This is a genomic window from Rhizobium sp. RU35A (assembly GCF_900156005.1).
Lineage (GTDB): Bacteria > Pseudomonadota > Alphaproteobacteria > Rhizobiales > Rhizobiaceae > Neorhizobium > Neorhizobium straminoryzae.
Genome location: NZ_FTMR01000014.1, coordinates 51455 through 75654 on the forward strand (window position 1 = coordinate 51455; position 24200 = coordinate 75654).

The following is a 24200-nucleotide window of genomic DNA, read 5'->3' on the forward strand; positions in this document are numbered from 1 at the left end:
AGACCCCTCCCAACCCTCCCCACAAGGGGGAGGGCTTTAACCCAGCCGACCCGCCGAAGCCGATCGCAGCCCGGGCGGGTGCCGCAAAGTATCTCCCCCTTGTGGGGGAGAGGGTGGCAGCCAGAGGGGTTTTCCGTCCCGCCCGCCGCCCCGCCCTGGGAACACACCAGAATTCTCAGCGCGCACCCTCGCCCGCCGGATAGGGCGTTCTCAGCAGCAGCAGGAAGCCGGCCGCCAGAAAGACGATGAGCGTCGCCATGCCGAGCCGCGAGGAGCCGCTGGCATAGGTGACGAGCGAAAACGAGAGTGTCGCCATGAAGCTGGTGGCACGGCCGGACAGCGCATAGATGCCGAAATAGCGGCCGGCCTCGTCCGGATGGACGCTGCGGGAGAGGAAGGAGCGGGAAGAGGCTTGCACCGGCCCGAAGGCCATGCCGATCAAGAGGCCGAAGCCGAGATAGACCTTTTCCGCCACTGTGCCGAACAGGCCGCCGGCATCGACGCCGGAGAGCGGCACCAGTCCGAAGAAGACATAGCCGGGCCCGGTTGAGATGATGCCGATCGTTGCGGCAAGAAGCAGGATAAGGCTTGCGATCACCACCACCTTGGAACCGAACAGCCGGTCGAGACGCCCGGCCACCAGGCAGCTGACGATGGCGACGACATTGAGCAGGATGCCAAACAGGCCGATTTCCAGCGTGACCCAGCCGAACATGCCGGCCGCGAAGGCACCGCCGAGGATGAGCAGCCCGTTGACGCCATCCTGATAAAGCATGCGGGCAATCAGGAAGCGCAGGATCAGCCGGCGACGGCCGAGAAGATCGGCAAAGGTGCCGCGCAACTCCCGCAGGCCGGAGCGGATGGCGGGGCCCATCGGCTCGCCGCGCCTTGCATCCGGGGTGAAGGCGAACATCGGCAGGATGAAGACAAGATACCAGAGGGCCGAAAGCGGCCCGGTGATGCGGGCATCCTCGCCGGTTTTCGGATCGAGCCCGAACAATGCGGGAAGCCCAAGCAGCGTTTTCCCCGAAGCGGGGTCGGCAGCGAGGAAGCCGACGACGAAGATCAGCACCAGCATGCCGCCGAGATAGCCGAGGCCCCAGGCAGTGTTGGAAATCCGGCCCACCTCGCTTGCCGGCACCAGCCGCGGCATCATCGAATCGTTGAACACCACGGAAAATTCGGCCGCGATCGAGGCGAGGATCATGAAGGTGACCGGCCAGATGAGCGGCGAGCCGGGTGCCGCGAACCAGAGCATGGACAGCGATGCGATCTTGATCACCGCGAAAAACGCGATCCAAGGCTTGCGTGGCCCGGACTGATCGGCAATCGCGCCGAGCACCGGCGACAGGATGGCAATCACGATGGAGGAGATCGTCGCCATGTTGCTCCACATGGCCTGGGCCGAGACGGGATCGGCCGTCAGTCGTGCGACGAAATAGGGTCCGAAGACGAAGGTGGTGACCACCGTGAAGAAGGGCTGGGCTGCCCAGTCGAACAGCATCCAGCCCCAGATCCCGCGAGAGGGCGCGCGCGGCGCCGTCCCAGTTTCCGTCTTCGTCACGGCGCGCCTCCCCTTGAACCTCGGGGAGGCATTGGATCACCGATGACCGCTCTGGGCAAGGTCGTTGAATAGGCTTGCCGCCACCATCATGCGCGCCAGCGAGGTATCGCCGCTTTCGCTGAGCGCCAGCAGTTCGCTGCTGATGCGGTTGAGCCGCAGCCGGTCGCTGGCCAGCCAGGCCTCCAGCGGCTTGCGATCCTTGCCGTGGGTGGAGAGCGCAACCGTCACGATGTCGCGGCGCGCCGCCGCGATCTGCTGCAGGCTGCGGATGAGGGCAAGGTTCTCATAGTGATCCGCCGTATTGAAACGTTCGCCCGCCTCCAGGAAGCGGTTGACGCGGAAGGTATCGGTCGCATGGAAATAGACTTCCGTCGCCCGCGAGAGCGGCGCGCCGCTGCGCTCCGAGATCAGCATGATTTCCGGCACCAGAACCAGATTGGGCAGGATGTTCAGCTCTTCCGTCAATTCCTCCGGCAGTTCGTCCGAGAGGTTTTCTGCCCGCGGCGAGGTCTTGGAGATGGCGCCGCGCAGGCTGCGGATGCCGGTGCGGATGCGCGCCACCGCCGCCTCCACCGGACCGGCGGTCAACCCCGTCTGCAGGATGAAGATGGTGGCGCCGACGAAGATCTCGCCGATCTGTTCGTAGAGATCGTTCTGCGTCTCGCCGTCCAGCTGGCCGTCCAGCCCGTCGACCGCCGCCCAGAGTTTTGGCAGGTCATAGGCATCGCGAGCGATGAAGGCGGCCTTGACCACCTCCACCGGGCTGCGTCCGCTGATATCGCTCAGCATCTGGGCAAAGCCCGGACCGCCGCGGTTGATCACCTCGTTGGCGAGAACGGTGGCGATGATTTCCCGGTGCAGGCGATGATGCGCGATATCGGCCGCATAGGGCTTCTGCATCTGGCGGGGGAAGTAGCCGCTCAGCACCGCGCCGAAATAGGGATCATCCGGCAGATCGCTTGCCGCCAGCGCATCGAACAGCACGATCTTGGCATAGGAGAGCAACACCCCCACTTCCGGCCGCGTCAGCGGCTTGCCGGCCGCATAGCGATCGGCCAGTTCCGCATCGTCCGGCAGGGTTTCGACCTTGCGGTTCAGCTCGCCGCGCGCCTCCAGCGCCGACATCAGCCGGGCCAGTTCCTCGCGGTTGCGGCTTCCCCGCCGCGTCGTCAGCGAAATCGCCAGCGTCTGCAGGTAGTTGTTGCGCAGCACGAGGTTGCCCACCTCCTCGGTCATCGAGACCAGCAGCTTGTTGCGCTTGTCGCGCGGCAGACGCCCGTCCTGCATGGCGGGGCTCAGCGCAATCTTGATGTTGACCTCGACGTCGGAGGAGTTGACGCCCGCCGAATTGTCGATCGCATCGGAATTGATGCGGCCGCCCCCCAGCGCATAGGCGATGCGGCCCCTCTGCGTGACGCCGAGATTGGCGCCCTCGCCGATCACCTTCGCCTGCACCTCGGAGGCGGTGACGCGGATCGGGTCATTGGCGCGGTCGCCTACTTCCGCATCGGTTTCCGACTGGGCCTTGATATAGGTGCCGATGCCGCCGAACCACAGGAGATCGACCGGGCTCTTCAGGATCGCCGTCATGATCTCGAAGGGGGTTGCGACATCCTTGTCGAGGCCGATCGCCGCCTTCGCCTGCGGCGTCAGCTTCACGGATTTCTCCGAGCGGGCGATGATCATGCCGCCCTCGGACATCACCGCGCGGTCATAATCCTGCCAGCTGGAGCGCGGCAGCTTGAACATGCGGTTGCGCTCGGCAAAGCTCTTCTTCACGTCCGGGTTCGGGTCGATGAAGATGTCGCGATGGTCGAAGGCGGCAATCAGGCGGATGTGGCGCGACAACAGCATGCCATTGCCGAACACGTCGCCGGACATGTCGCCGACGCCCGCCACCGTGAACGGCGTTGCCTGGATATCGACGTTCATTTCACGGAAATGACGCTTGACCGCTTCCCAGGCGCCGCGGGCGGTGATGCCCATCTTCTTGTGGTCATAGCCGGCCGAACCGCCGGAGGCAAACGCATCGTCCAGCCAGAAGCCGGCCTCCTGCGCAAGCCCGTTGGCGGTATCGGAGAAGGTCGCGGTACCCTTGTCGGCGGCGACCACGAAATAGGGATCGTCGCCATCCAGCCGCAGCGTATCGGCAGGGCCGACGACCTCGCCGCCGGAAATGTTGTCGGTGATCGACAGCAGCGTGCGGATGAAGGTCTTGTAGGCCTCCTTGCCGGCGTTGAAGAAGGCATCGCGCTGGGCGGGCGACGGCAGCTTCTTCGGGAAAAAGCCGCCCTTGGCGCCGACCGGCACGATGACGGCGTTCTTCACCTGCTGCGCCTTGACGAGACCGAGCACCTCGGTGCGGTAATCCTCGCCACGATCCGACCAGCGCAGGCCGCCGCGCGCCACCTTGCCGAAGCGCAGGTGCACGCCTTCCACTTCCGTGCCGTAGACGAAGATCTCGCGGAAGGGGCGCGGCTGCGGCAGGCCGTCGAGCAGCTTGGGATCGAGCTTGAAGGCCAGGACCGGCTTCGGCTTTCCATCGGCACCGGTCTGGAAATAGTTGGTGCGCAGCGTGGAATCGATGGCGTTGACGAAGCGGCGGAGCGTCCGGTCGTCATCGAGGTTCGGAACGGCGGCAAGCGCCGTCTCGATCGCCTCGTGATGGTCAGACAGCTTGCGCTCGCGCTGGCGCTCGCCAAGCGCGGGATCGAAACCGTCGCGGAACAGGGCAAACAGGCGGCGGCTGATGTCCGGATAGCGGGAAAGCGTATCGGCGATATGGGCCTGCGAATAGACGATGCCCGTCTGGCGCAGATAGCGGGCATAGGCGCGCAGCACGGTGACCTCGCGCACGGACAGCCCGGTCAGGAGCACCAGCCGGTTGAAACTGTCATTGTCGACAGCACCGGCGAAAGCGGCGAGGAAGGCTTCCTCCAGCAGCGGCGCCTCCCGCTCCAGATCGACCGCGCGGCCCTCCGGAAGCTCCAGTTCCATGTCGTGCAGCACGACGCGGGTGCCGGTTCCCGCCAACCCCAGATCGAAGGTCCGTTCGCTGACCACCTGGAAGCCCAGATTTTCGAGAAGCGGCACGCGGCGCGACAATGCCAGATGGCCACCGGCATGGAAGATCTTCAGCGCAAGGATGCGCCGCGCCTCGTCCTGGCGCTCATAGAGCGAGATGCGGATCGGCTCGCCACGGGTGCAGGCGAGAATGTCGGGCAGGTCGGCAAGCGTCTCTTCCGGTGAAAACGCCTCCTGGAAGGCGAAGCTGGTGTCGAGCGCCGGGCTGTCGGGGCCGGCAAGGCCGGCGAAGCGATCCTGCCAGGGGGTCGCGATCTCGCGGATTGCCTCTTCGAGCTTCGGCTGGGCGATACGCGGCGTCTTGCCGTCGCGCCGGCCGATGATGAAGTGCACCCGCGCCGTGCCACCCTCCGGGAAGGCCGGATAATAGGCGGAGACATGGCCCTGGAACGTGGCGGCCAGATAGGCGCCGATCTTTTCGCGGACCGCCGAATTGTAGTTTTCGCGCGGCACGTAGACGAGGATGGAGACGAAGCGGTCGAAATGGTCGATGCGGGCGAGCGCCCGCACGCGCGGCCGCTCGGCCAGCTCCATGATCTGCTCGCAATAGCGCGCCAGAAGCTCCGCATCGATCTGGAACAGATCATCACGCGGATAGGATTCCAGCGTGTTGCGCAGCATGCGGCCCGAATGGCTGACGGGATCGAAGCCGAAATGATCCTCGACGCGCTCGACCTTGGCCCGCAGCAGCGGAATTTCCGTCACGGAATGGGTATAGGCCGTGGCGGTGAACAGGCCGACGATGCGCAACTCGCCGGTCACCCGGCCGTCGGCATCGAAACGCTTGACGCCGACATAATCCATGTAGGCGCGGCGATGGACGACGGATTTCACATTGGCCTTGGTGACGATCAGAAGATCCGGCCCCTGCAGGAACTGCAGGATTTCCGGCGTCGTTGTCACCTGGTCCTTGCCCTGGCGCAGCACCAGCACATCGGGATCGAAGAGAATGCCGAGCCCGCGGCCCTTGCCGCGCTCCACGGTGGCGCCGGCTCCCTCCCCCGAATAGACATATTCGCGCATGCCGAGGAAGATGAAGTTGCCGTTGCGCAGCCAGGTGAGGAAGGAGACGGCCTCCTCGCGGTCTCCCTTGCGGCGGCCGCCGCCATTGGCGGGCAGTTCGGAGACGGCGGCATCCAGAAGGTCCAGCATCGGCCGCCAGTCGCTGATCGCCGAATGCACCCGGTCGAGCACCTGGCGCAGCCGCTCGATCAGCGCACCGGCCTGCTCTTCGCTGAGGGGGTTCAGGTGAATCTGGACAAAGCTGACATGCCGGCTGCCGGCATCGCTGCGCTCATGCGAATAGAGGCTGGGGCGGCGTCCGGCCTGCACGTCGAGAATGGGATGGACGGCGAGCGTGATGTCGCGATGGGAGGCCGTCACCTCGCCCATGATCGAATCGAAAAGGAAGGGCATGTCGCGGTCGATGACCGTCAGTACCGAGACGGCAACGCCATTCGGCGCCACGCCTTCGACGGGCACGATCGTGATGCGGGGGGCATCGCCCGCCCAGGCTTCAAGTTCCCGCCCCGCATGCAGGGCGGAGGCAACGAGCATCTCTGGCGTGTAGGCAAGGATGTCATCGGGGCTCGCCCGGCCGAACAGGATCTCCGGATCGAGCGCCAACCCGCCCCCTTCCGGCAGCGCTGCCCTTGCCAGCTCGATCTGTTTCTCCCGCTTCGGATTCTTCTTGCCCGGCATGCTTTCCTCCCGTTGTGCTGTTTTTGTCTGAACAACCATCTCGACCTGCTTTATGGCAGTTCTCAGACACAGTTTGGCGCATTTTCATGAGATTTATTGACATGGAGCCGTGAAAAATCGATCAACAGCGGCAAAACAGGGGTGTTTTATGTCCGAAGGCAGTGCCGTCATCGTGATTTCGAGCCATGTGGTGCGTGGCTCCGTGGGCAACCGGGCCGCCGTCTTCGCGCTGGAGACGCTCGGCCTGCCCGTCTGGGCGCTGCCAACCGTGATCCTGCCCTGGCATCCGGGCCATGGCCCCTCGACCCGCGTCGTCATTCCGGAGGCTGAGTTCGAGGCGGTCATCGACGACCTGATCCGCGCGCCCTGGCTCGGCGAGGTGAAGGCGGTGCTGACCGGCTATTTCGGCCATGCCGCGCAGCCGGCCCAGGTGGCACGGCTGGTTGCCGCGCTGAAGGAGAAGAATCCGGATCTCCTCTATGTCTGCGATCCCGTGATGGGCGACAAGGGCGGCCTCTACGTGCCGGAAGCGACCGCAGAGGCAATCCGCGACCATCTGATCCCGCTCGCCTCGCTTGCGACCCCCAACCGCTACGAACTGGCGTGGCTGTCGGGCGCCAGCCTGGACAGCAATGCGGCGGTGATGGATGCGGCGCTCTCGCTCGGGCCTCCGCGCATGCTGGTCACCTCGGCCGTGCCGATGATGGCGGGCGGCACCGGCAATCTCTATCTCACCGGCAGCCATGCGCTGCTCGCCGAACACCGGTTGATCGACAACCCGCCGAACGGGCTTGGCGACCTGCTATCGGCCGTCTTCCTGGCGCGCCTTCTCTCCGGCCTGGAGGAGGAGAAGGCGCTGCAGCTGGCGACCGCCAGCGTCTATGAAGTGCTGGCCCGCACCGCCAAGCGCGGCGGCGACGAGTTGACGCTGGAGACGGACGCATCCAGCCTCTCGACGCCGATGGCCATGGTGCAGATGCGCCACCTGATGCATCCCTCGCGCGGACGCAAGCGTTGAGAGCAAAGGTTCGCGGTGGCGCGCAAGGATTGGCGTTTCCGTGCCATGCGGCAAGGCGCGATGCCTGCACCGCACACGAAAAGGGTTGAGCCATGGCCTTCACCGGTTTAAGCGGGGAGAACAGGCTCGGCCGAAGGACACAACGCGCATGACGGAATTTCCAGCTTCTCTCCTCCTCGGCTACCGCGATTTCATGAGCGGGCGCTATCTGGAGGAGCGCGAGCGCTACCGCATGCTAGCCGAAACCGGCCAGCAGCCGCACACGATGATGATTGCCTGCTGCGATTCCCGTGCGGCACCGGAAACCATCTTCAATTGCGGACCGGGCGAACTCTTCGTGGTGCGCAACGTGGCAAACCTTGTTCCGCCCTACGAGCCGGACGGCCAGTTCCACGCCACCTCGGCAGCACTCGAATATGCGGTACAGGCCTTGAAGATCCGCGACATCGTGGTGATGGGCCATGGCCGCTGCGGCGGCATCCAGACGGCGCTCGATCCGCTGGACGAACCCCTGTCGCCGGGCGACTTCATCGGCAAGTGGATGGGCATGCTGCGCTCGACCGCCGAGCAGATCCCGAGCACCGCCATCATGACCCAGGCCGAACGCCAGACGGCGCTGGAGAGGGTCTCGATCCGCAACTCGATCGCCAATCTTCGCACCTTCCCCTGCGTGCGCATCCTGGAAGAGCGCGGCAGCATGCGCCTGCATGGCGCCTGGTTCGACATCTCGACCGGCGAACTCTGGGTGATGGACGCCAAGACCGGGGATTTCATACGCCCCGAGATTGCCGAGCCGGCTCTGTCGGCCTGAGGCCCGCTGTGGCAGGCCCTCGTTGAAGGCCTGCCTGGACACCCGTGTGGTCAGCGACCGTCGATTTGAGCGCCCATATAGGCGATCGCCTGCTGGTAGACGGTGGCGGCATTCCAGCCCTGGATGGCAACGAAATTCGGCTCGCCTTCCTGATAGCCAAGACCCGGCTTCCAGCCATGGCCGACGAGGAAATTCGCCGTGGAGGCCAGCGCATCGGCGCGCGAGCGCACCATGTCGATATGGCCATCCCCATCGCCATCGGCACCGTAGCGGATCACGTTGAGCGGCAGGAACTGCGTCTGGCCGATCTCGCCATGCGCGGCACCGCGGGCATCCGTGCTCAGGTCCCCGCGCGCGACAAGCTGAAGGGCGGCATAGAGTTGTTCGGTGAAATACTGCGAGCGGCGGCAGTCATAGGCGAGCGTCGCGACGGCCGACAGCGTGTGCTGGTCGCCCATGTAGCTGCCGAAGCCGGTTTCCATGCCCCAGATCGCCAGAATCGGACCGGCAGGGACGCCGAAGCGCCGCTCGATGGAGGCAAACAGGGCGGCGTTGGCCGATTTCATCGTCTTGCCGCGAGCAATGATGGTGGTGGCGCCACGCTTCTTCAGAAACTCGTCGAAGGACAGCTTGAAGCTCTTCTGGCCACGGTCGGCACGAATCGTCGGGCGGTTATAGACGACATTGGCGAAGGCCTTGTCCAGCACCGAGGAGGAGATGCCCTGACGCACCGCCTCGCCCTTGAAGGACTGCACCCAGGCCTCGAAACCGGTGCTGTCATTGCCACATGTGGCGGCCTCGGCCGCGGTGGCACCCGTTGCCATCGCCAGAACCAGGGCTGCCGCCCGCAAAATCTTCGTCATGCCTACCTCGCTTGCGTCGGGTCGCACAGCCCCTGCCGCCGATCCCGATGTCGTGACGGCGTTATGGGTCGCGCCGCCGCCTGCGACAATATCGTGAAACCTGAAAATATCGTGAAGGTGAGGGAGGGAGGCAATCATTCCTCGCGGAAAGCGCCCGACAGCCACTTTCGACTGTCGGGCCGAAGACATCCGGGGCGGGCCCCGAGGCCGTCGCCCTCACCGGGTGAAGGCTCAGGCAGCCTGCTTGCGCGGCTTGATGAGGCCGCGATTGACGAGAAGCTCGGCAATCTGCACGGCGTTCAGCGCGGCACCCTTGCGCAGGTTGTCGGAGACGACCCACATGTTGAGGCCGTTCTCGACGGTCGCATCCTCGCGGATGCGCGAGATGTAGGTGGCATCCTCGCCGGCGCATTCGACCGGGGTCACGTAGCCGCCGTTTTCCCGCTTGTCGACAACGAGGCAACCGGGAGCCTCACGCAGGATGTCGCGGGCCTGATCGGCGGTGATCTCGTTCTCGAACTCGATATTGACCGATTCCGAATGGCCGATGAAGACCGGCACGCGCACGGCCGTGCAGGTAACCTTGATCTTCGGATCCAGCATCTTCTTGGTTTCGGCCAGCACCTTCCACTCTTCCTTGGTATAGCCGTCTTCCATGAAGCTATCGATGTGCGGGATCACGTTGAAGGCGATGCGCTTGGTGAACTTCTTGGATTCGACCGGATCGGCGACGAAGACGGCGCGCGTCTGCGAGAACAGTTCGTCCATGCCTTCCTTGCCGGCGCCGGAGACCGACTGGTAGGTGGAGACGACAACGCGCTTGATCTTGGCAAAATCATGCAGCGGCTTCAGCGCCACGACGAGCTGGGCGGTCGAGCAATTCGGGTTGGCGATGATGTTCTTCTTGGAAAAGCCGGTGACCGCATCGGCATTCACTTCCGGAACGATCAGCGGCACCTCGGAATCGTAGCGCCAGGCCGACGAGTTGTCGATGACGACGCAGCCCTGCGCACCGATCTTCGGCGACCACTTCTGGGAAATGGTGCCGCCGGCCGACATCAGGCAGATATCGGTATCGGAGAAATCATAGTGCTCGAGGTTGGACACCTTCAGCGTCTTGTCGCCGAAGGAGACTTCCGTGCCCTGGCTGCGGGCGGACGCCAGCGCCACCACTTCATCGGCCGGAAAACCGCGTTCCGACAGGATGTTCAGCATTTCCCGGCCGACATTTCCGGTCGCGCCCACAACTGCAATCTTGAAACCCATTTCACTGCTCTCTTTCTCTTCTCTCCTCGGGTCTGGGAGGGGAACCACGACGCAGCGCGCGTGCTGTTCCTTGTCCCCGGCCGAACCGGGGAGAGAGCGGTAGGCCAGAGACGTCAGACGGTTTTCGTCGTCGTTTTGGCCTTGGTTTTGGAGGATGCGCATGCGAGAAGCTGCGCTCCGGCAACAGGTGCCGGACCAAATGAATCGGCGATGTGCATGTCGGCGCGATACATTCTTGCTTCCCTTCGTGCCAACTCCTTAGAAGATTTCACGAACGAGTCAAGCGGTCCGGCGGCCGAAGCGGTGCGGCATCGTCCGGAAAATCCGCGCCAAGAGCAGGGAGAATCCATGAAAACCCTGGAGGACGGGACTGCGACATCCGCAAGCGCTGCAACCGGTCCGCGACAGGACAGAGCGGCATGAACGCGCTCAGCCTTGCAAGCATTATCCTCGCCATCACCCTCAGCGCATGCGTCGTTCTCCTGCTGATCCGCAAGGCAGGCCAGCTTGGTCTTGTCCAGGTGCCAGGCGCGCGCTCCTCACATGTGCGACCGACGCCCACCGGCGGCGGAACCGGCATCGTGGCGGGGACGACCGCGGCCGGCCTTCTGCTGCTGAAGGGCACCGATCACGCCCTGCAGCCGGCCTCCACCCTTCTGTTCTGCGGTCTGGCCATGGCGGCGATCGGCCTCATCGATGACCGCTGGCCTCTGTCGCCACGGATACGCCTGCCGGCGCAGGCGCTGTTGGTGGCTGCCGCGATCTGGGCGACGGGCGGCGCAGCCGCGCTTGCCGGCGAAGCAGGAACCGTCGCGGCGGCCCTGCTGGCCGTGCTCCTGCTGGTCGGCGGCGTCTGGTGGATCAACCTCTTCAATTTCATGGACGGCATAGATGGCATTGCCGGCCAGCAGGCGGCGGCGATGATGGCCTCGGCCATGACAATCGCCCTGCTGACGACGGACGGCGCCGGCCAAAGCTGGCTGTGGTGGTACATGGCGGCCCTCGCGGCCGCGACACTCGGCTTCCTCGCCTTCAATCTTCCGCCGGCCCGGATCTTCATGGGCGATGCCGGCAGCCTGTTTCTCGGCTTCTCGATTGCCGCGATCGCCATGGCAAGCCTGGCCGCGGGCTGGGTGAGCCTGCCGCAATGGCTGCTGCTGGCAGTGGTGTTTGCCGCGGATGCGACGGTGACGCTTATCGTGCGGTTCCTCCGCCGCGAGCAACTGACCGAAGGCCACCGTTCGCATGCCTATCAGCGCCTGTCGCGCCGGTTCGGTGGCGCACGGCCCGTGACGCTCGCGGCGGCCGGCCTCAATATGCTTGTGCTGCTGCCGCTTGCCCTCCTGGCAGGCCACGGCGTTATCGGCTGGGTGATCGTGGTCTGCGTCTATGCTCTGGCCGCAACCGGTGCTCTGGTCGCCGGCGCCGGCCTTCCGGACGATCAGCCGGCGAGCCTTGGCGCCTATCGTCGGCTGCTCGGTCGCCCGCCCGTCGGAGAGCGCCGATGATCCTGGTGACCGGTGCCACCGGTTTTGTCGGCGGGCATCTCTGCCGTATCCTGCGGGAACGCCAGATGGACTTCCGCGCCGCAAGCCGGCGCTCTGCCCCGGGCTGCATCACGACCGGTCCCCTGTCGGCCGGGACGGACTGGGGCCCGGCGCTTGCGGGTGTGGACACCGTCATCCATCTTGCCGGCCGCGCCCATGTGCTGAGGGAAACAGCCGCCGATGCCGAGGCTGCCTTTCGCGCCGTCAACGTCGAGGGTACGCTCGCCCTTGCGCATCAGGCCGCCCATGCCGGCATCCGCCGTTTCGTCTTCGTCAGCTCGATCAAGGTGAACGGGGAACATACCGAGCCCGGCCGCCCCTTCACGCCGACCGATCCCCCTGCCCCGCAGGATGCCTACGGCCGCTCCAAGGCAGACGCGGAAGCTGCCCTCGTCGCGCTCGCCGCACAAAGCGGCATGGAGTTGACTGTGGTGCGCCCTCCGCTCGTCTATGGTGCGGGCGTCGGCGCCAATTTCAGCCTGCTGATGCGCTGGGCCGGCAGCGGCCTGCCCTGCCCCTTCGGCGCCTTGGACAACCGTCGCTCGCTGGTCTATGTCGAAACGCTCTGCGATCTTCTGGTCCGTGCCGCAGGCCATCCGGCGGCGGCAGGCGAGATCCTGATGGTGAGCGATGACGAGGATGTCTCCACGCGCGAGCTGTTCGCCCGGCTGGCAACACTGCAGGGGCGGCGCGCCCTGGCGCTGCCCGTACCCGTTTCCTTGTTGCGGACGATTGCAACCCTTGCAGGCAAACGAAGCATGAGCGATCGCTTGCTTAGCAGTCTTCAGGTGGATATAGGCCAGACCAAGGCTCGTCTCGACTGGCTTCCGCCCTATTCTCTGGCCACAGGGCTTCAGCGGACCGTGACACACGCAAGGACACCTCGATGAGATCGCATGTGGGTGGAGAGAACGGGTTCGGTCCCTTCCAGTGTCGGGCGGCGGTGCCTGCACCATGATGACGGGCCTGCTGCGCCACGTGATGGAAACGACACCACGTCTCTGGAAGCGGATCCTGCTGGTCGGCTTCGACGTGATGACACTGCTGCTTGCGCTATGGGCGAGCTACGCGTTGCGCTACGCCGACTGGATGCCCGAACTCACGTTCGAACGCATTGCTCTTGCGGTGATGGCACCGGCCGTGGCCATCCCGGTCTTCATCCGTCTCGGTCTCTACCGTGCGGTGATCCGCTACTTGCCCGACAGCGCCATGTGGACCATCGTGCGCGCCATGGGCCTTGCGACGATCCTGTGGGTGATGCTGGTCTTCGTGCTGGAAATGGCGGGGCGCGATATCGTGCCGCGCTCGATCCCCTTCTTCTATTTCGCGATCGGTTCGGCGCTGATCGGCGGCTCGCGCTTTTCCGCCAAGATCATCCTCAGTCACGGAACGGGCATGCGACGGGAGGATCAGCCGATCTTCATTTACGGTGCCAGCACCTCCTCGGTGCAGCTCGCCGCCGCGCTGAGGGGAACCAGCAACCGTTTCATCGTCGGCTTCCTCGACGAGGATCCGACCCATCACGGTCGCGATGTCGGCGGTTACCGGGTCTATGATCCGAACCAGTTGCCAAGGCTGATCCGGCTCTACGGCATCCAGGAAATCATCCTGTCGCTTTCCACCCTGCCCGCCGATAGGCGCCGCAGCGTGATCGGTCGCCTGAGCGGGCTCGGGGTGAAGATCCGCACCGTGCCCGACATTACCGATCTGGTCGATGGCCGCTATCTTGCCAACCAGATCCGCGAGATCCGCATCGACGAGCTGCTCGGCCGTTCCTTCGTGCCGCCAGATCGCGCCCTCATCGCAGGCATGCTGAAGGACCGGGTCATCATGGTCACCGGGGCCGGCGGCTCCATTGGCTCCGAACTGTGCCGGCTGATCGTGCAATGGCAGCCCAGGAAGCTGGTACTGTTCGAAGCCAACGAGTTCGCTCTCTACCAGATCGACAGGGAGCTTGCCGCGCAGGCACGGTGCGAGGTCGTGCCCGTGCTCGGCTCCATCACGCATGAGGCCCGCATCCGGGCAGCCATCGAGACGCATGGCGTCGAAGTGCTTTACCATGCAGCAGCCCACAAGCACGTACCGCTGGTGGAGGCCAATGTGCTGGAAGGCATCGAGAACAACGTGTTCGGGACGCAGACCGTGATGAGGGTGGCGCTTGAGACCGGTGTCGGCCATTTCGTGCTGATCTCGTCCGACAAGGCCGTCCGCCCGACCAATGTGATGGGTGCCACGAAGCGCTGGGCCGAGCTGATCATGCGGCATATGGCGGTGACGGCAGAAGCGTCTGGCCGCGGCCAGCGGTTCTGCGCGGTGCGCTTCGGCAATGTGCTGGGTTCGAACGGCTCGGTAGTGCCGCTCTTCAAGCAGCAGATCGCCCAGGGCGGCCCGGTGACGGTGACCGATCCGGACATGCAGCGTTATTTCATGTCGATCCCGGAGGCCGTTGAACTGATCGTGCAGTCGAGCGCACTGTCGGAAGGCGGCGACATCTTCCTCCTCGACATGGGTGAGCCAGTGCGTATTGGCGACCTCGCGGAAAACATGATCCGTCTTGCCGGCTTCACAGTGCGTGACGCCGGCAACCCGAATGGCATCGAGATCCGCGTCACCGGCAGCCGGCCGGGCGAGAAGAAGTGCGAGGAGCTGTTCTACGATATCGCCAATGCGCTTGCGACCCAGCATCCGAAAATCATGCGCGCCAATGCGCGGGCCGCAGCCCAGAACGACCTGCCGGAAAGCCTGCAGGCCCTGCGGGCGGCCGTGCAGCGCCAGGATGAGAATCGCGCCCGCGAGATCCTGTTCTGCACCATCGGCATGGATGCGGTCTCACAGCCCCAGGCTCTCGACCAGGCCACGTCCTGACACGCCTTCATCCGGGCACAGGCCTTGGAGTTTGTCCGGGGAAGATGCAACCGGATCAGCCGATCCGCAAAAGCCGCACGGGGCTCGGAAGGGTGATCGCTCCTGGCCAGCGCCAGCCGGCCCGCCGCGGCAGGCGACGGAGTGGAAGCCGGCGCATCAGGCGGGGCAGGCCTTCGGCAGGCACATCGAACAGCAGGCCGTGGCGGGCGAACTGGCTGGCCATGAAGACGGAAAACCAGGCGCCGAACAGCAGGCCTGCCATCACGTCGCTCGGGAAATGCGCGCCGATGATGACGCGGGAAAAGCCGAGCCAGAGCGCCAGCACCAAGCAGGGAACCCGATAGCGCGGCGCCATCAGCGCCACGGCCATCATGATGGCGCCGATCGTGGTGGCATGACCGGAAGGGAAGCTTTCGAACCGGTAGCTGCCGTGCAGCGGCGAGAGGTCCAGAACGCTACCATCCGTCTGGAACAGCGGGCGGGCCCGGCCGATCAGCCGCTTGGCAAGGTTGGCAAGCAGGCCGGAAAGAGCAATGGAGAGAAAGACATAGGCCGCCACGTGCCCGATGAACAAGGCCTCGAAGCGGGCCTTGCAGTGGCGCGCCAGCCGTGCGCTGGTGAGAGCTTCGAAAAACAGGACAGAGCTGGCCAGCAGAATCCAGCCAGAGGTGCCGAAATCCGTGATGGCATTGCTGATCGGCTTCAGGAAAGACGGCGACTGGCGGACATAGGCCGAAACCGGCGCATCCAGCAGAAAGACAGCAAGCAGAATAAAGTTGACCGCAAGAAGAAGGAAAGCAAAATGGCAATTTGCCCGACTTCCCGTGCAGTAACGTTGCTGACGCCTTTTCAGCTTCGCGATCATTCGGCCCGCTCTCCCACAATGGAGCGTGAGTGTCGCCGCCTTCTGTGACAGCCGTTTCACGAAATCGGATTTTTGAACGTGTTTGATGAATTTTTTCCGCTGGCATCGATCGCATCTCACACCGGTGGATGCAGAACTGTGCCATGCACACTTGACGCAGGAGACGGACGCCAGGCGGAACATTCCCGCTGCATTTGACTGCTCCCCCTCGCCTTGCCACAGTTCGCTGCCATATCCACGCCGGGAAGCGACTATCCGGATCATGATAGGCATTGATGCGCCAACGGTTGGCCCCTAGACCACAGGATGCGCAACAGGAAGGAAGACGCACAGGTGGCGGACAGCAAGGTTTCTGCAGCCATGGTCGGCTCGATGACAGGCACGGTGGAAAGAGACACCATGGCACCCCCCAGCCTTTCGGTATCGATCGTCACCTACCGACCTGACCGGACGGAGCTGGAGCGAACGCTGACAAGCCTTGCCCTTGCGGCCAGCCACCTCGCCGGCCCTGTCGCCATTACCATCATCGACAATTCGTCGCCCTCCGATCTCGCCCCCCGCATCGCGCAAGGCTTTGCCGGCCTGCCGGTCAGCGTCATCGCCGGACAGGGCAATGTTGGATATGGCCGCGCCAACAATCTGGTCCTGGACCGTCTCGGCCGCTTCCATCTGGTGTTGAACCCCGATGTGGAGATGGCACCGGACGCACTGGCGCAAGCACTCCATTTCATGGAGGCTCATCCGGACTGCGGGCTTCTGACACCCTTCGCCGAAGGGCGCGACGGGCAGCGGCAGTTTCTCTGCAAGCGCTATCCGGCACTGGTCGATCTCGCGCTGCGGGGATTTGCACCAGCCGGTCTGCGTCGGCTGTTTCGCCGCAGGCTCGACCACTACCAGATGGCGGACATGTCGCCAGACGCGGTGTCTTGGGATCCGCCGATCGTCAGCGGCTGCTTCATGCTCTTCCGCAGCGGGGTGCTGAGGGCACTCAAGGGTTTCGATCCGGACTATTTCCTCTATTTCGAGGATTTCGACCTGTCGCTGCGGGCGGGCCGGATGACCCGCATTGCCTATGTCCCGCAGGTGCGGATCGTGCATGGCGGCGGCAATGCGGGGGCCAAGGGGTTCTGGCACATCCGGCAATTCGCCCGATCCGCCCTGACCTTCTATCGCAAGTTCGGCTGGCGGGTCGTCTGAGGCCGCAGCCTGCGCAAACGACGATTACGGATAGGTTTCGGCACGCTCCAGCGTGATGGCCGCCGCGTCCTTGGCCGAGAGCGTCGGCGCTGCCTCGACCGGCCATTCGATGCCGATGGCGGGATCATTCCAGAGGATGCTGCGCTCATGTTCGGGCGCATAGAAATCGGTGGTCTTGTAGAGGAACTCCGCGCTGTCGCTCACCACCAGAAAGCCGTGGGCAAAGCCTTCCGGCACCCAGAGCTGCCGGCGGTTTTCAGCGCTGAGCATGACGCCCACCCAGTGCCCGAAGGTCGATGACGACCGGCGCAGATCGACGGCGACATCGAAGACGGCACCCTGCACCACGCGCACCAGCTTGCCCTGCGGCTGGTGCAGCTGATAATGCAGGCCGCGCAGCACGTTTTTGGCCGATTTCGAATGATTGTCCTGCACGAAGCTACGCTCAAGGCCGGTCGCCTCGCGAAACTGCCGTGCATTGAAGCTTTCGAAGAAGAAGCCGCGCTCGTCGCCGAACACCTTCGGCTCGAGGATCACGACATCGGGAATGGCGGTTCTCACAGCCTGCATCAGAACACGTCCTCTTTCAGAATGGTCTGCAGATAGGCGCCGTAGCCGCTTTTCAGCAGCGGCTTTGCCAGCGCCTCCAGCTGCGCTGCATCGATCCAGCCGGCGCGGTAGGCAATTTCCTCGGGGCAGGCGACGCGCAGTCCCTGGCGCTTCTCGATGGTGGCGATGAAATAGCCGGCTTCGAGCAGCGAATCATGAGTGCCGGTATCGAGCCAGGCATAGCCGCGCCCCATGATTTCGACATTCAGCTGGCCGCGCGCGAGGTAGACATTGTTGAGATCGGTGATCTCCAGTTCGCCCCGCGCAGACGGACGGATGCTGGCGGCGATGTCACAGACCTGATTGTCATAGAAATAGAGCCCCGTCACCGCATAGTTCGATTTCGGAACCTGCGGCTTCTCCTCGATCGAAAGCGCCCGGCGCTCGGCATCGAATGCTACGACACCATACCGCTCCGGATCCTTCACGTGGTAGGCGAACACAGTGGCTCCCGCCTCCCCGGCTGCGGCATTGCGCAGCAGCTTCTGGAAATCGTGACCGTAGAAGATGTTGTCACCGAGCACGAGCGCGCTTGGCCGATCGCCCAGAAAATCCCGGCCGAGGATGAACGCCTGCGCGAGCCCATCGGGACTCGGCTGCACGCAATAGTCGATGCTGATGCCCCATTGCGAGCCATCGCCCAGCAGGGACTCGAAGCGGGGCGTATCCTGCGGCGTCGAGATGATGAGGATCTCGCGGATCCCCGCCAGCATCAGCGTGGTCAGCGGATAATAGATCATCGGCTTGTCGTAGACCGGCAGCAGCTGCTTGGAGATGGCCAGTGTTGCAGGATGAAGGCGTGTGCCGGCCCCGCCTGCGAGAATGATACCTCTGCGTGATGTCATGGCTGCCCTAGAGTATCTGCTGGAGAACGTGATCGACGCCATCCCGCCAGTGGGGCAGGACGAGACCGAAGGTGTTGCGGAGTTTTTCCGTATCGAGCCGCGAATTGGCCGGCCGCCGGGCGGGTGTCGGATAGTCGGCAGCGGGGATCGGCCGGATGGCATCCTCGGCAACGCGAAGGGGCCGGCCGGCGGCTCTCGCCCCGGCAATCACGTGGGATGCATAGGCATGCCAGCTGGTTTCGCCGGCAGCCGCCAGATGATAGACGCCATCCGGCACGGAGGCAGGCTCCCGCAGTGCCTGGCGCAGCGCATGTGCGGTGACATCGGCAATCAGGCTGGCTGCAGTCGGCGCGCCGATCTGGTCTGCCACAACCGACAGAGCCTCACGCTCGGCGGCAAGCCGCAGCATGGTCTTCAGGAAATTGGCCCCATGCGCACCGAACACCCAGCTAGTGCGAAAAATCAGGTGGCGCGCGCCGGTCCGGGCCAGCGCCTGTTCTCCGGCAAGCTTGGTGCGGCCATAGACGCCCTGCGGGCCGGTCGGGTCCGCCTCACGCTGGAAACCGGTTGCCTGCCCATCGAACACGTAATCGGTGGAATAATGAATGACGAGCGCCCCGAGCCGTTCCGCCTCTTCGCCGAGAACGCCCGGCGCGACCGCATTGATCGCCTCGGCCGTTTCGCTGTCGGTTTCCGCCCGGTCGACGGCAGTATAGGCGGCCGGATTGACGATCGCATCCGGCCGCAGGTCACGCAGCCGCGCACGGATCGCCGTCTCGTCGGCAAGGTCGAGACCGGCGCGATCGAAGGCAAGGACCTCTCCGAGCGGCGCCAGCGCGCGCTGCAGCTCGAACCCCACCTGGCCATTGCGGCCCGTCAGAAGAATGCGCATGGCTCAGGCTCCGTATTGCTGGCCGATCCAGCGCTGATAGGCACCACTGGTGACGTTCTCGACCCAGTCCTGATGATCGAGATACCACCGTACCGTCTTGGCAATGCCGGTCTCGAAGGTCTCTGCCGGCCGCCAGCCGAGCTCACGCTCGATCTTCGTGGCATCGATCGCATAGCGGCGGTCATGACCAGGCCGATCGGTCACGAAGCGGATCTGCTCGGCATAGGAGAGGCCATCGGCGCGCGGCTGAAGCTCATCCAGAACGGCGCAGAGCGTGCGCACCACGTCCAGATTGGCCTTCTCGTTCCAGCCACCGATATTGTAGGTTTCGCCAAGGCGCCCCTTTTCGAGCACCGCACGAATGGCAGAGCAATGGTCCGTCACGTAGAGCCAGTCGCGGATCTGCTGACCGTCACCATAGATCGGCAGCGGCTTGCCCGCGAGCGCATTGTGGATGCACAGCGGGATGAGCTTTTCCGGGAAATGGTAGGGGCCGTAATTGTTGGAGCAATTGGTGGTCAGCACCGGCAGGCCGTAGGTGTGGTGATAGGCGCGCACCAGATGATCCGAGGCCGCCTTGCTGGCCGAATAGGGGCTGTTGGGCTCGTAGCGATTGGTTTCCCGGAACGGCGCATCCTCTGCGGCGAGCGAACCGTAGACCTCATCGGTCGAGACATGCAGGAAGCGAAAGCCCTGGCGGGCCTCGGGCGAGCGCGCCGCCCAGTCGGCCCGCACCGCCTCCAGCAGGCGAAACGTGCCGACCACATTGGTCTCGATGAAATCGGCCGGCCCGTGAATGGAGCGGTCCACATGCGATTCAGCGGCAAAATTGACGATTGCGCGCGGCTGGTGACGGGCCAGGAGATCGGCGATGACCTGGCTGTCACCGATATCGGCGCGCACGAAGACGTGCCGGTCGTCGCCGGCAAGCAATTCCAGGTTCTGCAGGTTACCGGCATAGGTCAGCTTGTCGACATTGACGACCGTCTCGTCGCTGCCGGACAGCCAGTCCAGCACGAAATTGCTTCCGATGAAGCCTGCCCCACCCGTCACCAGTATCGTCATGCCGTCCCGTCTCTCCAAGCCGTTCCACAACCGCGATTTGCGGCACGCAAATCCTCTTAGGCCAATTCGGAAGCCAAAACCATGCACAGGGGCGAAAAGGCCGCTCTTCTCCCCGTGCGGCCACACGCCTCTAACCCGCCAGTGATTCCTTGTAAGCCTTGATGACCTCGTCAATCCTGCCCTGCATCCGGATGCGGCCATGCTCCATCCAGATGCCCTTGGTGCACCAGGAGAGCAGCAGATCGTTGGAATGCGAGGCCATCACGAGAATGCCGGCCTTGCCGATGAACTTGCGCATGCGCTCCTGCGCCTGGCTGAGGAAGGCGGCATCGCCAGCGCCGATCCCCTCGTCGATCAAAAGGATCTCCGGGCTGATGGCGGTGGAAATGGCAAAGGCAAGGCGGGTGGACATGCCGGCGCTGTAGGTCCGGAGCGGCATGTCGAGAAACTCGCCAAGTCCGGTCAGTTCGCCGATCTCCTGGGAGCGGGCCTCGATCTCGCGGCGACTGAAACCGAGATACATGCCGCGCAGGATGATGTTGTCCCAGCCCGTGGCATCCGGGTCCATGCCAAAGCCGATGTTGAACATCGAGGCCACCTCGCCATCGATGGAGACCGAACCGGCCGTCGGTTCATAGATGCCGGACATAACGCGCAGGATTGTCGATTTTCCCGCGCCATTGTGACCGATCAGCCCGACCCGGTCACCATGCGCGACATGCAGATCCAGCGCATCGAGTGCACGCACGACAATGCGGTTGGTGCCGTCCCGCGGACGGATCTGACCGCCGGTTGCCACCGACAGGACGCTATTCTTGATCGAACGGCTGCCGTTGTCATAGATCGGAATATCGACGACAACCCCGGAAAGGGTAATGCTGGCCAAGGATCAGCTCCAATACACGATACGCGCCCGGTAGCGGGCAAAGAACAGCACGGCGACAGCGCCCATGACGACGGTGATGACGCCACAGACCAGCCAGTTTTCCAGCACGCTCGGCTGCCCCATCAACGGCCGGCGGACGATCTCGATGAAATGGTAGAAGGGGTTCAGCATCAGAAGCCAAAGCCCTTTCGACAGCTGCTCGCCATGCCAGACAATGGGCGTCATGTAGAACAGGAGCTGCATCAGGCTGCCAATCATCATCGGCACGTCGCGAAAGCGGGCACAGACGGGCCCCAGGATCATCGTGGCAAAGATGCCGTTCAGGACGATCAGGACAAGTCCCGGAAAGACCAGCAGCGCATCCCAGCTAAGTGGCACGGCAAAGACGATGGCGACGATGACATAGATGACGAAATTGTGGGCGAAGGTGAGGATCTGACTCCAGACGAACTGGAAGATATACACACTGAGGGGTACCTTGATCTGGCGCAGCGCATCACCGGCCTGCGTGAAGACGGTGCAGGCATCGGTGATCAGGCGGCCGATCAGTCCCCACAGGATGATGCCGACCGCCATGTAGGGCAGATAGACCTGTACGTCGATGCGGAAGATCTGCGAGTAGAGAATACCGATGCCAAGCACCATGATACCCATCGACAGCGTCAGCCAGAAGGGGCCGATGACCGAACGGCGGTAATGCTTGCGCACATCCTGCCAGCCGAGATAGAGCCACAGCTCGCGGCGCGACAAGCCGCCTGCGATATCCTCAATGGCACGCCCGAAATTGCTGCTTGATCGCATTACCATTCCTTCTTTCCGGCCGCCACCCGGCGCTTCATATCAGCCGGACATCAAGGACGAAATGTCCCGCCTGCCACACTCGATGTTCTTGCGGCCGGGCGCATCCCGCAACGCACCCGGAAGGGGTTATAGGGCGCCGCAACGGCGACGCAACCATAGACCGCCCCCTCGGGATCCACGCGACGGACGAGACTGCTCCTATGCGAGGACCTTGGCGGACTTGCGGCACACATGAAAATGCCCCGCACGACGGCGGGGCATGTGATCGATGAGAAGGCGCAAGAGAGCGCGAACCCTGCCTGATCAGGCAGACAGCGCCTTGAACTCTGCGAGGATGGCATCGCCCATCTCGGAAGTGCCGACGCGGGTTGCGCCTTCGCTCATGATGTCGCCGGTGCGGATGCCCTTGTCGAGCACGTTGGCGATCGCCTTTTCCAGGCGGTCGGCTTCGACCACCATGTTGAACGAATAGCGCAGGCACATGGCGAACGAGGCGATCATGGCGATCGGGTTGGCGATGCCCTTGCCGGCAATATCCGGCGCCGAACCGTGCACCGGCTCGTAGAGCGCCTTGCGCTTGCCGGTCTTGGCATCCGGAGCGCCGAGCGAGGCCGACGGCAGCATACCGAGCGAGCCGGTCAGCATGGCGGCAACGTCGGACAGCATGTCGCCGAACAGGTTGTCGGTGACGATCACGTCGAACTGTTTTGGCGCGCGCACCAGCTGCATGCCGCCGGCATCGGCCAGCATGTGCTCGAGCTTCACGTCGGAAAACTTCGCCTTGTGGGTTTCGGTGACCACCTGGTTCCAGAGCACGCCCGACTTCATGACGTTGCGCTTTTCCATGGAGCAGACGGTATTGTTGCGGGTGCGCGCCAGCTCGAAGGCGACGGAGGCGATGCGCTCGATCTCGTAGGTGTCGTAGACCTGCGTGTCGATGGCCCGCTTCTGGCCGTTGCCGAGATCGGTGATGGTCTTCGGCTCGCCGAAATAGACGCCGCCGGTCAGCTCGCGCACGATCAGGATGTCGAGGCCTTCGACCAGCTCGGGCTTCAGCGATGAGGCACTGGCCAGCGCCGGATAGCAGATGGCCGGGCGCAGGTTGGCAAACAGTTCGAGATCCTTGCGCAGGCGCAGGAGGCCGGCTTCCGGGCGCACCTCATAGGGCACGTGATCCCACTTCGGACCGCCGACGGCGCCGAACAGAACCGCATCGGCCGCCATGGCCTTGGCCATGTCCTCTTCGGAAATGGCAACGCCGTGCGCATCATAGGCCGAGCCGCCGACCAGGCCCTCATCGGTGGTGAAGCCGGTGCCGAGGGCTTCGTTCATGTGGGCGATGATCTTGCGAACCTCGGCCATGGCCTCGGGGCCGATGCCGTCGCCGGGAAGAAGGAAGAGCGAGTGAGACATAAATCCGGTGTCCTTGAACTGGGCAGGCTCACCATGACGCGCCTTCAGGGGCACGCTCCCCCAAACCCCGACCGAGCCTGCCGCAGGACGAGGCGCAGAGTGTTTCAGACCGTCCGGACGCCCCCGAAGACCGAGGGCGCGGAGGCCGGCTCAGAGCCAGGGACGCTCCGACTGGACCTTCGTTTCGAAGGACGCGATCGCCGCATCGCTCTTCAGCGTGGTGGCGATGTCGTCGAGACCTTCCAGCATGATGTGCTTGCGGGCCGGGTCGATGTCGAAGGTGATCTTGCCGCCATCGGGACCCGAAATTTCCTGGGCTTCCAGATCCACCGTCAGAACCGCGTTCGAGCCGCGCGAGGCATCGTCCATCAGCTTGTCGAGGTCATCCGGGGAGACGACGATCGGCAGGATGCCGTTCTTGAAACAGTTGTTGTAGAAGATATCGGCAAACGAGGTGGAGATGACGCAGCGGATGCCGAAGTCGAGAAGCGCCCAGGGCGCATGCTCGCGCGAGGAGCCGCAGCCGAAATTATCGCCGGCGACCAGGATCTTGGCGCTCTGGTATTGCGGCTTGTTCAACACGAAATCGGGGTTCAGCGAGCCGTCGTCGCGATAGCGCGCCTCGGCAAACAGACCCTTGCCGAGGCCGGTGCGCTTGATGGTCTTCAGATAATCCTTCGGGATGATCATGTCCGTGTCGATGTTGACGACCGGAAGCGGCGCAGCAACGCCGGTGAGCTTGACGAATTTTTCCATGACCTGCCTCCGCGAGACGTTTGATGCGGATGCTGCCATAGACCAATTCCCGGACAATTTGAAGGTCACATTCCTGTCAAACGGTACTGTGACCTGTCAAACGCCACGCTGGCCGGTCGGCCAGCGGAAACACGGTGATTCGCGGAAGACCG

At 64.0% G+C, this 24200-nt stretch carries 19 protein-coding genes; 6 read left to right on the forward strand and 13 right to left on the reverse strand.

Features of this window, described 5'->3' with window-relative positions:
* Positions 1 to 175: 175 nt before the first annotated feature.
* Positions 176 to 1504, reverse strand: coding sequence for an MFS transporter (locus F3H95_RS23620; protein WP_143127561.1), 1329 nt, complete (start codon positions 1502 to 1504; stop codon positions 176 to 178).
* A gap of 96 nt (positions 1505 to 1600) precedes the next feature.
* Positions 1601 to 6349 (reverse strand): NAD-glutamate dehydrogenase, encoded by a 4749-nt coding sequence (locus F3H95_RS23625; RefSeq protein ID WP_149747759.1) that lies wholly within the window; start codon positions 6347 to 6349, stop codon positions 1601 to 1603.
* 148 nt (positions 6350 to 6497) lie between these two features.
* Here F3H95_RS23625 and pdxY point away from each other — a divergent pair, with 148 nt between their 5' ends.
* Positions 6498 to 7367 (forward strand): pyridoxal kinase PdxY, encoded by an 870-nt coding sequence (gene pdxY / locus F3H95_RS23630; protein WP_149747760.1) that lies wholly within the window; start codon positions 6498 to 6500, stop codon positions 7365 to 7367.
* Between the two features lie 148 nt (positions 7368 to 7515).
* Positions 7516 to 8178 (forward strand): carbonic anhydrase, encoded by a 663-nt coding sequence (locus F3H95_RS23635; RefSeq protein WP_143127539.1) that lies wholly within the window; start codon positions 7516 to 7518, stop codon positions 8176 to 8178.
* Between the two features lie 50 nt (positions 8179 to 8228).
* On the opposite strand, the gene F3H95_RS23640 is transcribed toward F3H95_RS23635, so the two are convergent.
* Both F3H95_RS23640 and F3H95_RS23645 read right to left on the reverse strand, forming a co-directional pair.
* Complete coding sequence (locus tag F3H95_RS23640; protein ID WP_143127538.1) at positions 8229 to 9041, reverse strand: lytic murein transglycosylase; 813 nt, start codon at positions 9039 to 9041, stop codon at positions 8229 to 8231.
* Positions 9042 to 9272: 231 nt separating this feature from the next.
* Positions 9273 to 10307 (reverse strand): aspartate-semialdehyde dehydrogenase, encoded by a 1035-nt coding sequence (locus F3H95_RS23645; protein WP_143127537.1) that lies wholly within the window; start codon positions 10305 to 10307, stop codon positions 9273 to 9275.
* A gap of 419 nt (positions 10308 to 10726) precedes the next feature.
* On the opposite strand from F3H95_RS23645, the gene F3H95_RS23655 reads away from it, so the two are divergent.
* From F3H95_RS23655 to F3H95_RS23665, 3 genes are all read left to right on the forward strand, one after another.
* Entirely contained in the window at positions 10727 to 11815 is a 1089-nt protein-coding gene (locus tag F3H95_RS23655; protein WP_143127536.1) for a glycosyltransferase family 4 protein, read from the forward strand.
* On the forward strand, positions 11812 to 12744 hold the full coding sequence (locus F3H95_RS23660) for an NAD-dependent epimerase/dehydratase family protein (RefSeq protein ID WP_149747762.1): 933 nt from the start codon (positions 11812 to 11814) through the stop codon (positions 12742 to 12744). The genes F3H95_RS23655 and F3H95_RS23660 overlap by 4 nt, the downstream gene beginning before the upstream one ends.
* Before the next feature lie 67 nt (positions 12745 to 12811).
* On the forward strand, positions 12812 to 14719 hold the full coding sequence (locus tag F3H95_RS23665; protein WP_244618117.1) for a nucleoside-diphosphate sugar epimerase/dehydratase: 1908 nt from the start codon (positions 12812 to 12814) through the stop codon (positions 14717 to 14719).
* Positions 14720 to 14774: 55 nt separating this feature from the next.
* Here F3H95_RS23665 and F3H95_RS23670 read toward each other — a convergent pair whose 3' ends face one another.
* Positions 14775 to 15584, reverse strand: a complete 810-nt coding sequence (locus F3H95_RS23670) for a phosphatase PAP2 family protein (protein ID WP_188134466.1) — start codon at positions 15582 to 15584, stop codon at positions 14775 to 14777.
* A gap of 333 nt (positions 15585 to 15917) precedes the next feature.
* On the opposite strand from F3H95_RS23670, the gene F3H95_RS23675 reads away from it, so the two are divergent.
* Complete coding sequence (locus tag F3H95_RS23675; RefSeq protein ID WP_244618112.1) at positions 15918 to 16781, forward strand: glycosyltransferase family 2 protein; 864 nt, start codon at positions 15918 to 15920, stop codon at positions 16779 to 16781.
* A gap of 24 nt (positions 16782 to 16805) precedes the next feature.
* Here the strand turns inward: F3H95_RS23675 and rfbC are convergent, their stop codons facing one another.
* From rfbC to leuD, 8 genes are all read right to left on the reverse strand, one after another.
* On the reverse strand, positions 16806 to 17351 hold the full coding sequence (rfbC, locus tag F3H95_RS23680; RefSeq protein ID WP_149747764.1) for a dTDP-4-dehydrorhamnose 3,5-epimerase: 546 nt from the start codon (positions 17349 to 17351) through the stop codon (positions 16806 to 16808).
* Positions 17351 to 18235 carry a glucose-1-phosphate thymidylyltransferase RfbA gene (gene rfbA / locus F3H95_RS23685; protein ID WP_143127532.1) on the reverse strand — a complete coding sequence of 295 codons (885 nt, stop codon included), beginning with the start codon at positions 18233 to 18235 and terminating at the stop codon, positions 17351 to 17353. Before rfbA ends, rfbC begins: the two co-directional genes overlap by 1 nt.
* A gap of 7 nt (positions 18236 to 18242) precedes the next feature.
* Positions 18243 to 19127 (reverse strand): dTDP-4-dehydrorhamnose reductase, encoded by an 885-nt coding sequence (gene rfbD, locus F3H95_RS23690; protein WP_149747765.1) that lies wholly within the window; start codon positions 19125 to 19127, stop codon positions 18243 to 18245.
* Positions 19128 to 19130: 3 nt separating this feature from the next.
* Positions 19131 to 20192: a dTDP-glucose 4,6-dehydratase gene (gene rfbB, locus F3H95_RS23695; protein ID WP_149747766.1), complete on the reverse strand. Its 1062-nt coding sequence runs from the start codon at positions 20190 to 20192 to the stop codon at positions 19131 to 19133.
* A gap of 130 nt (positions 20193 to 20322) precedes the next feature.
* The gene (locus F3H95_RS23700) at positions 20323 to 21078 is read right to left on the reverse strand and encodes an ABC transporter ATP-binding protein (RefSeq protein WP_143127529.1); all 756 of its coding nucleotides are present in this window, start codon (positions 21076 to 21078) and stop codon (positions 20323 to 20325) included.
* 3 nt (positions 21079 to 21081) lie between these two features.
* Positions 21082 to 21885 carry an ABC transporter permease gene (locus tag F3H95_RS23705; RefSeq protein ID WP_149747767.1) on the reverse strand — a complete coding sequence of 268 codons (804 nt, stop codon included), beginning with the start codon at positions 21883 to 21885 and terminating at the stop codon, positions 21082 to 21084.
* 297 nt (positions 21886 to 22182) lie between these two features.
* A complete protein-coding gene (leuB, locus tag F3H95_RS23710) occupies positions 22183 to 23292 on the reverse strand; it encodes a 3-isopropylmalate dehydrogenase (RefSeq protein WP_149747768.1) in 1110 nt (369 codons plus the stop codon).
* Between the two features lie 150 nt (positions 23293 to 23442).
* A complete protein-coding gene (leuD, locus tag F3H95_RS23715) occupies positions 23443 to 24048 on the reverse strand; it encodes a 3-isopropylmalate dehydratase small subunit (protein ID WP_143127526.1) in 606 nt (201 codons plus the stop codon).
* Between the last annotated feature and the right edge of the window lie 152 nt (positions 24049 to 24200).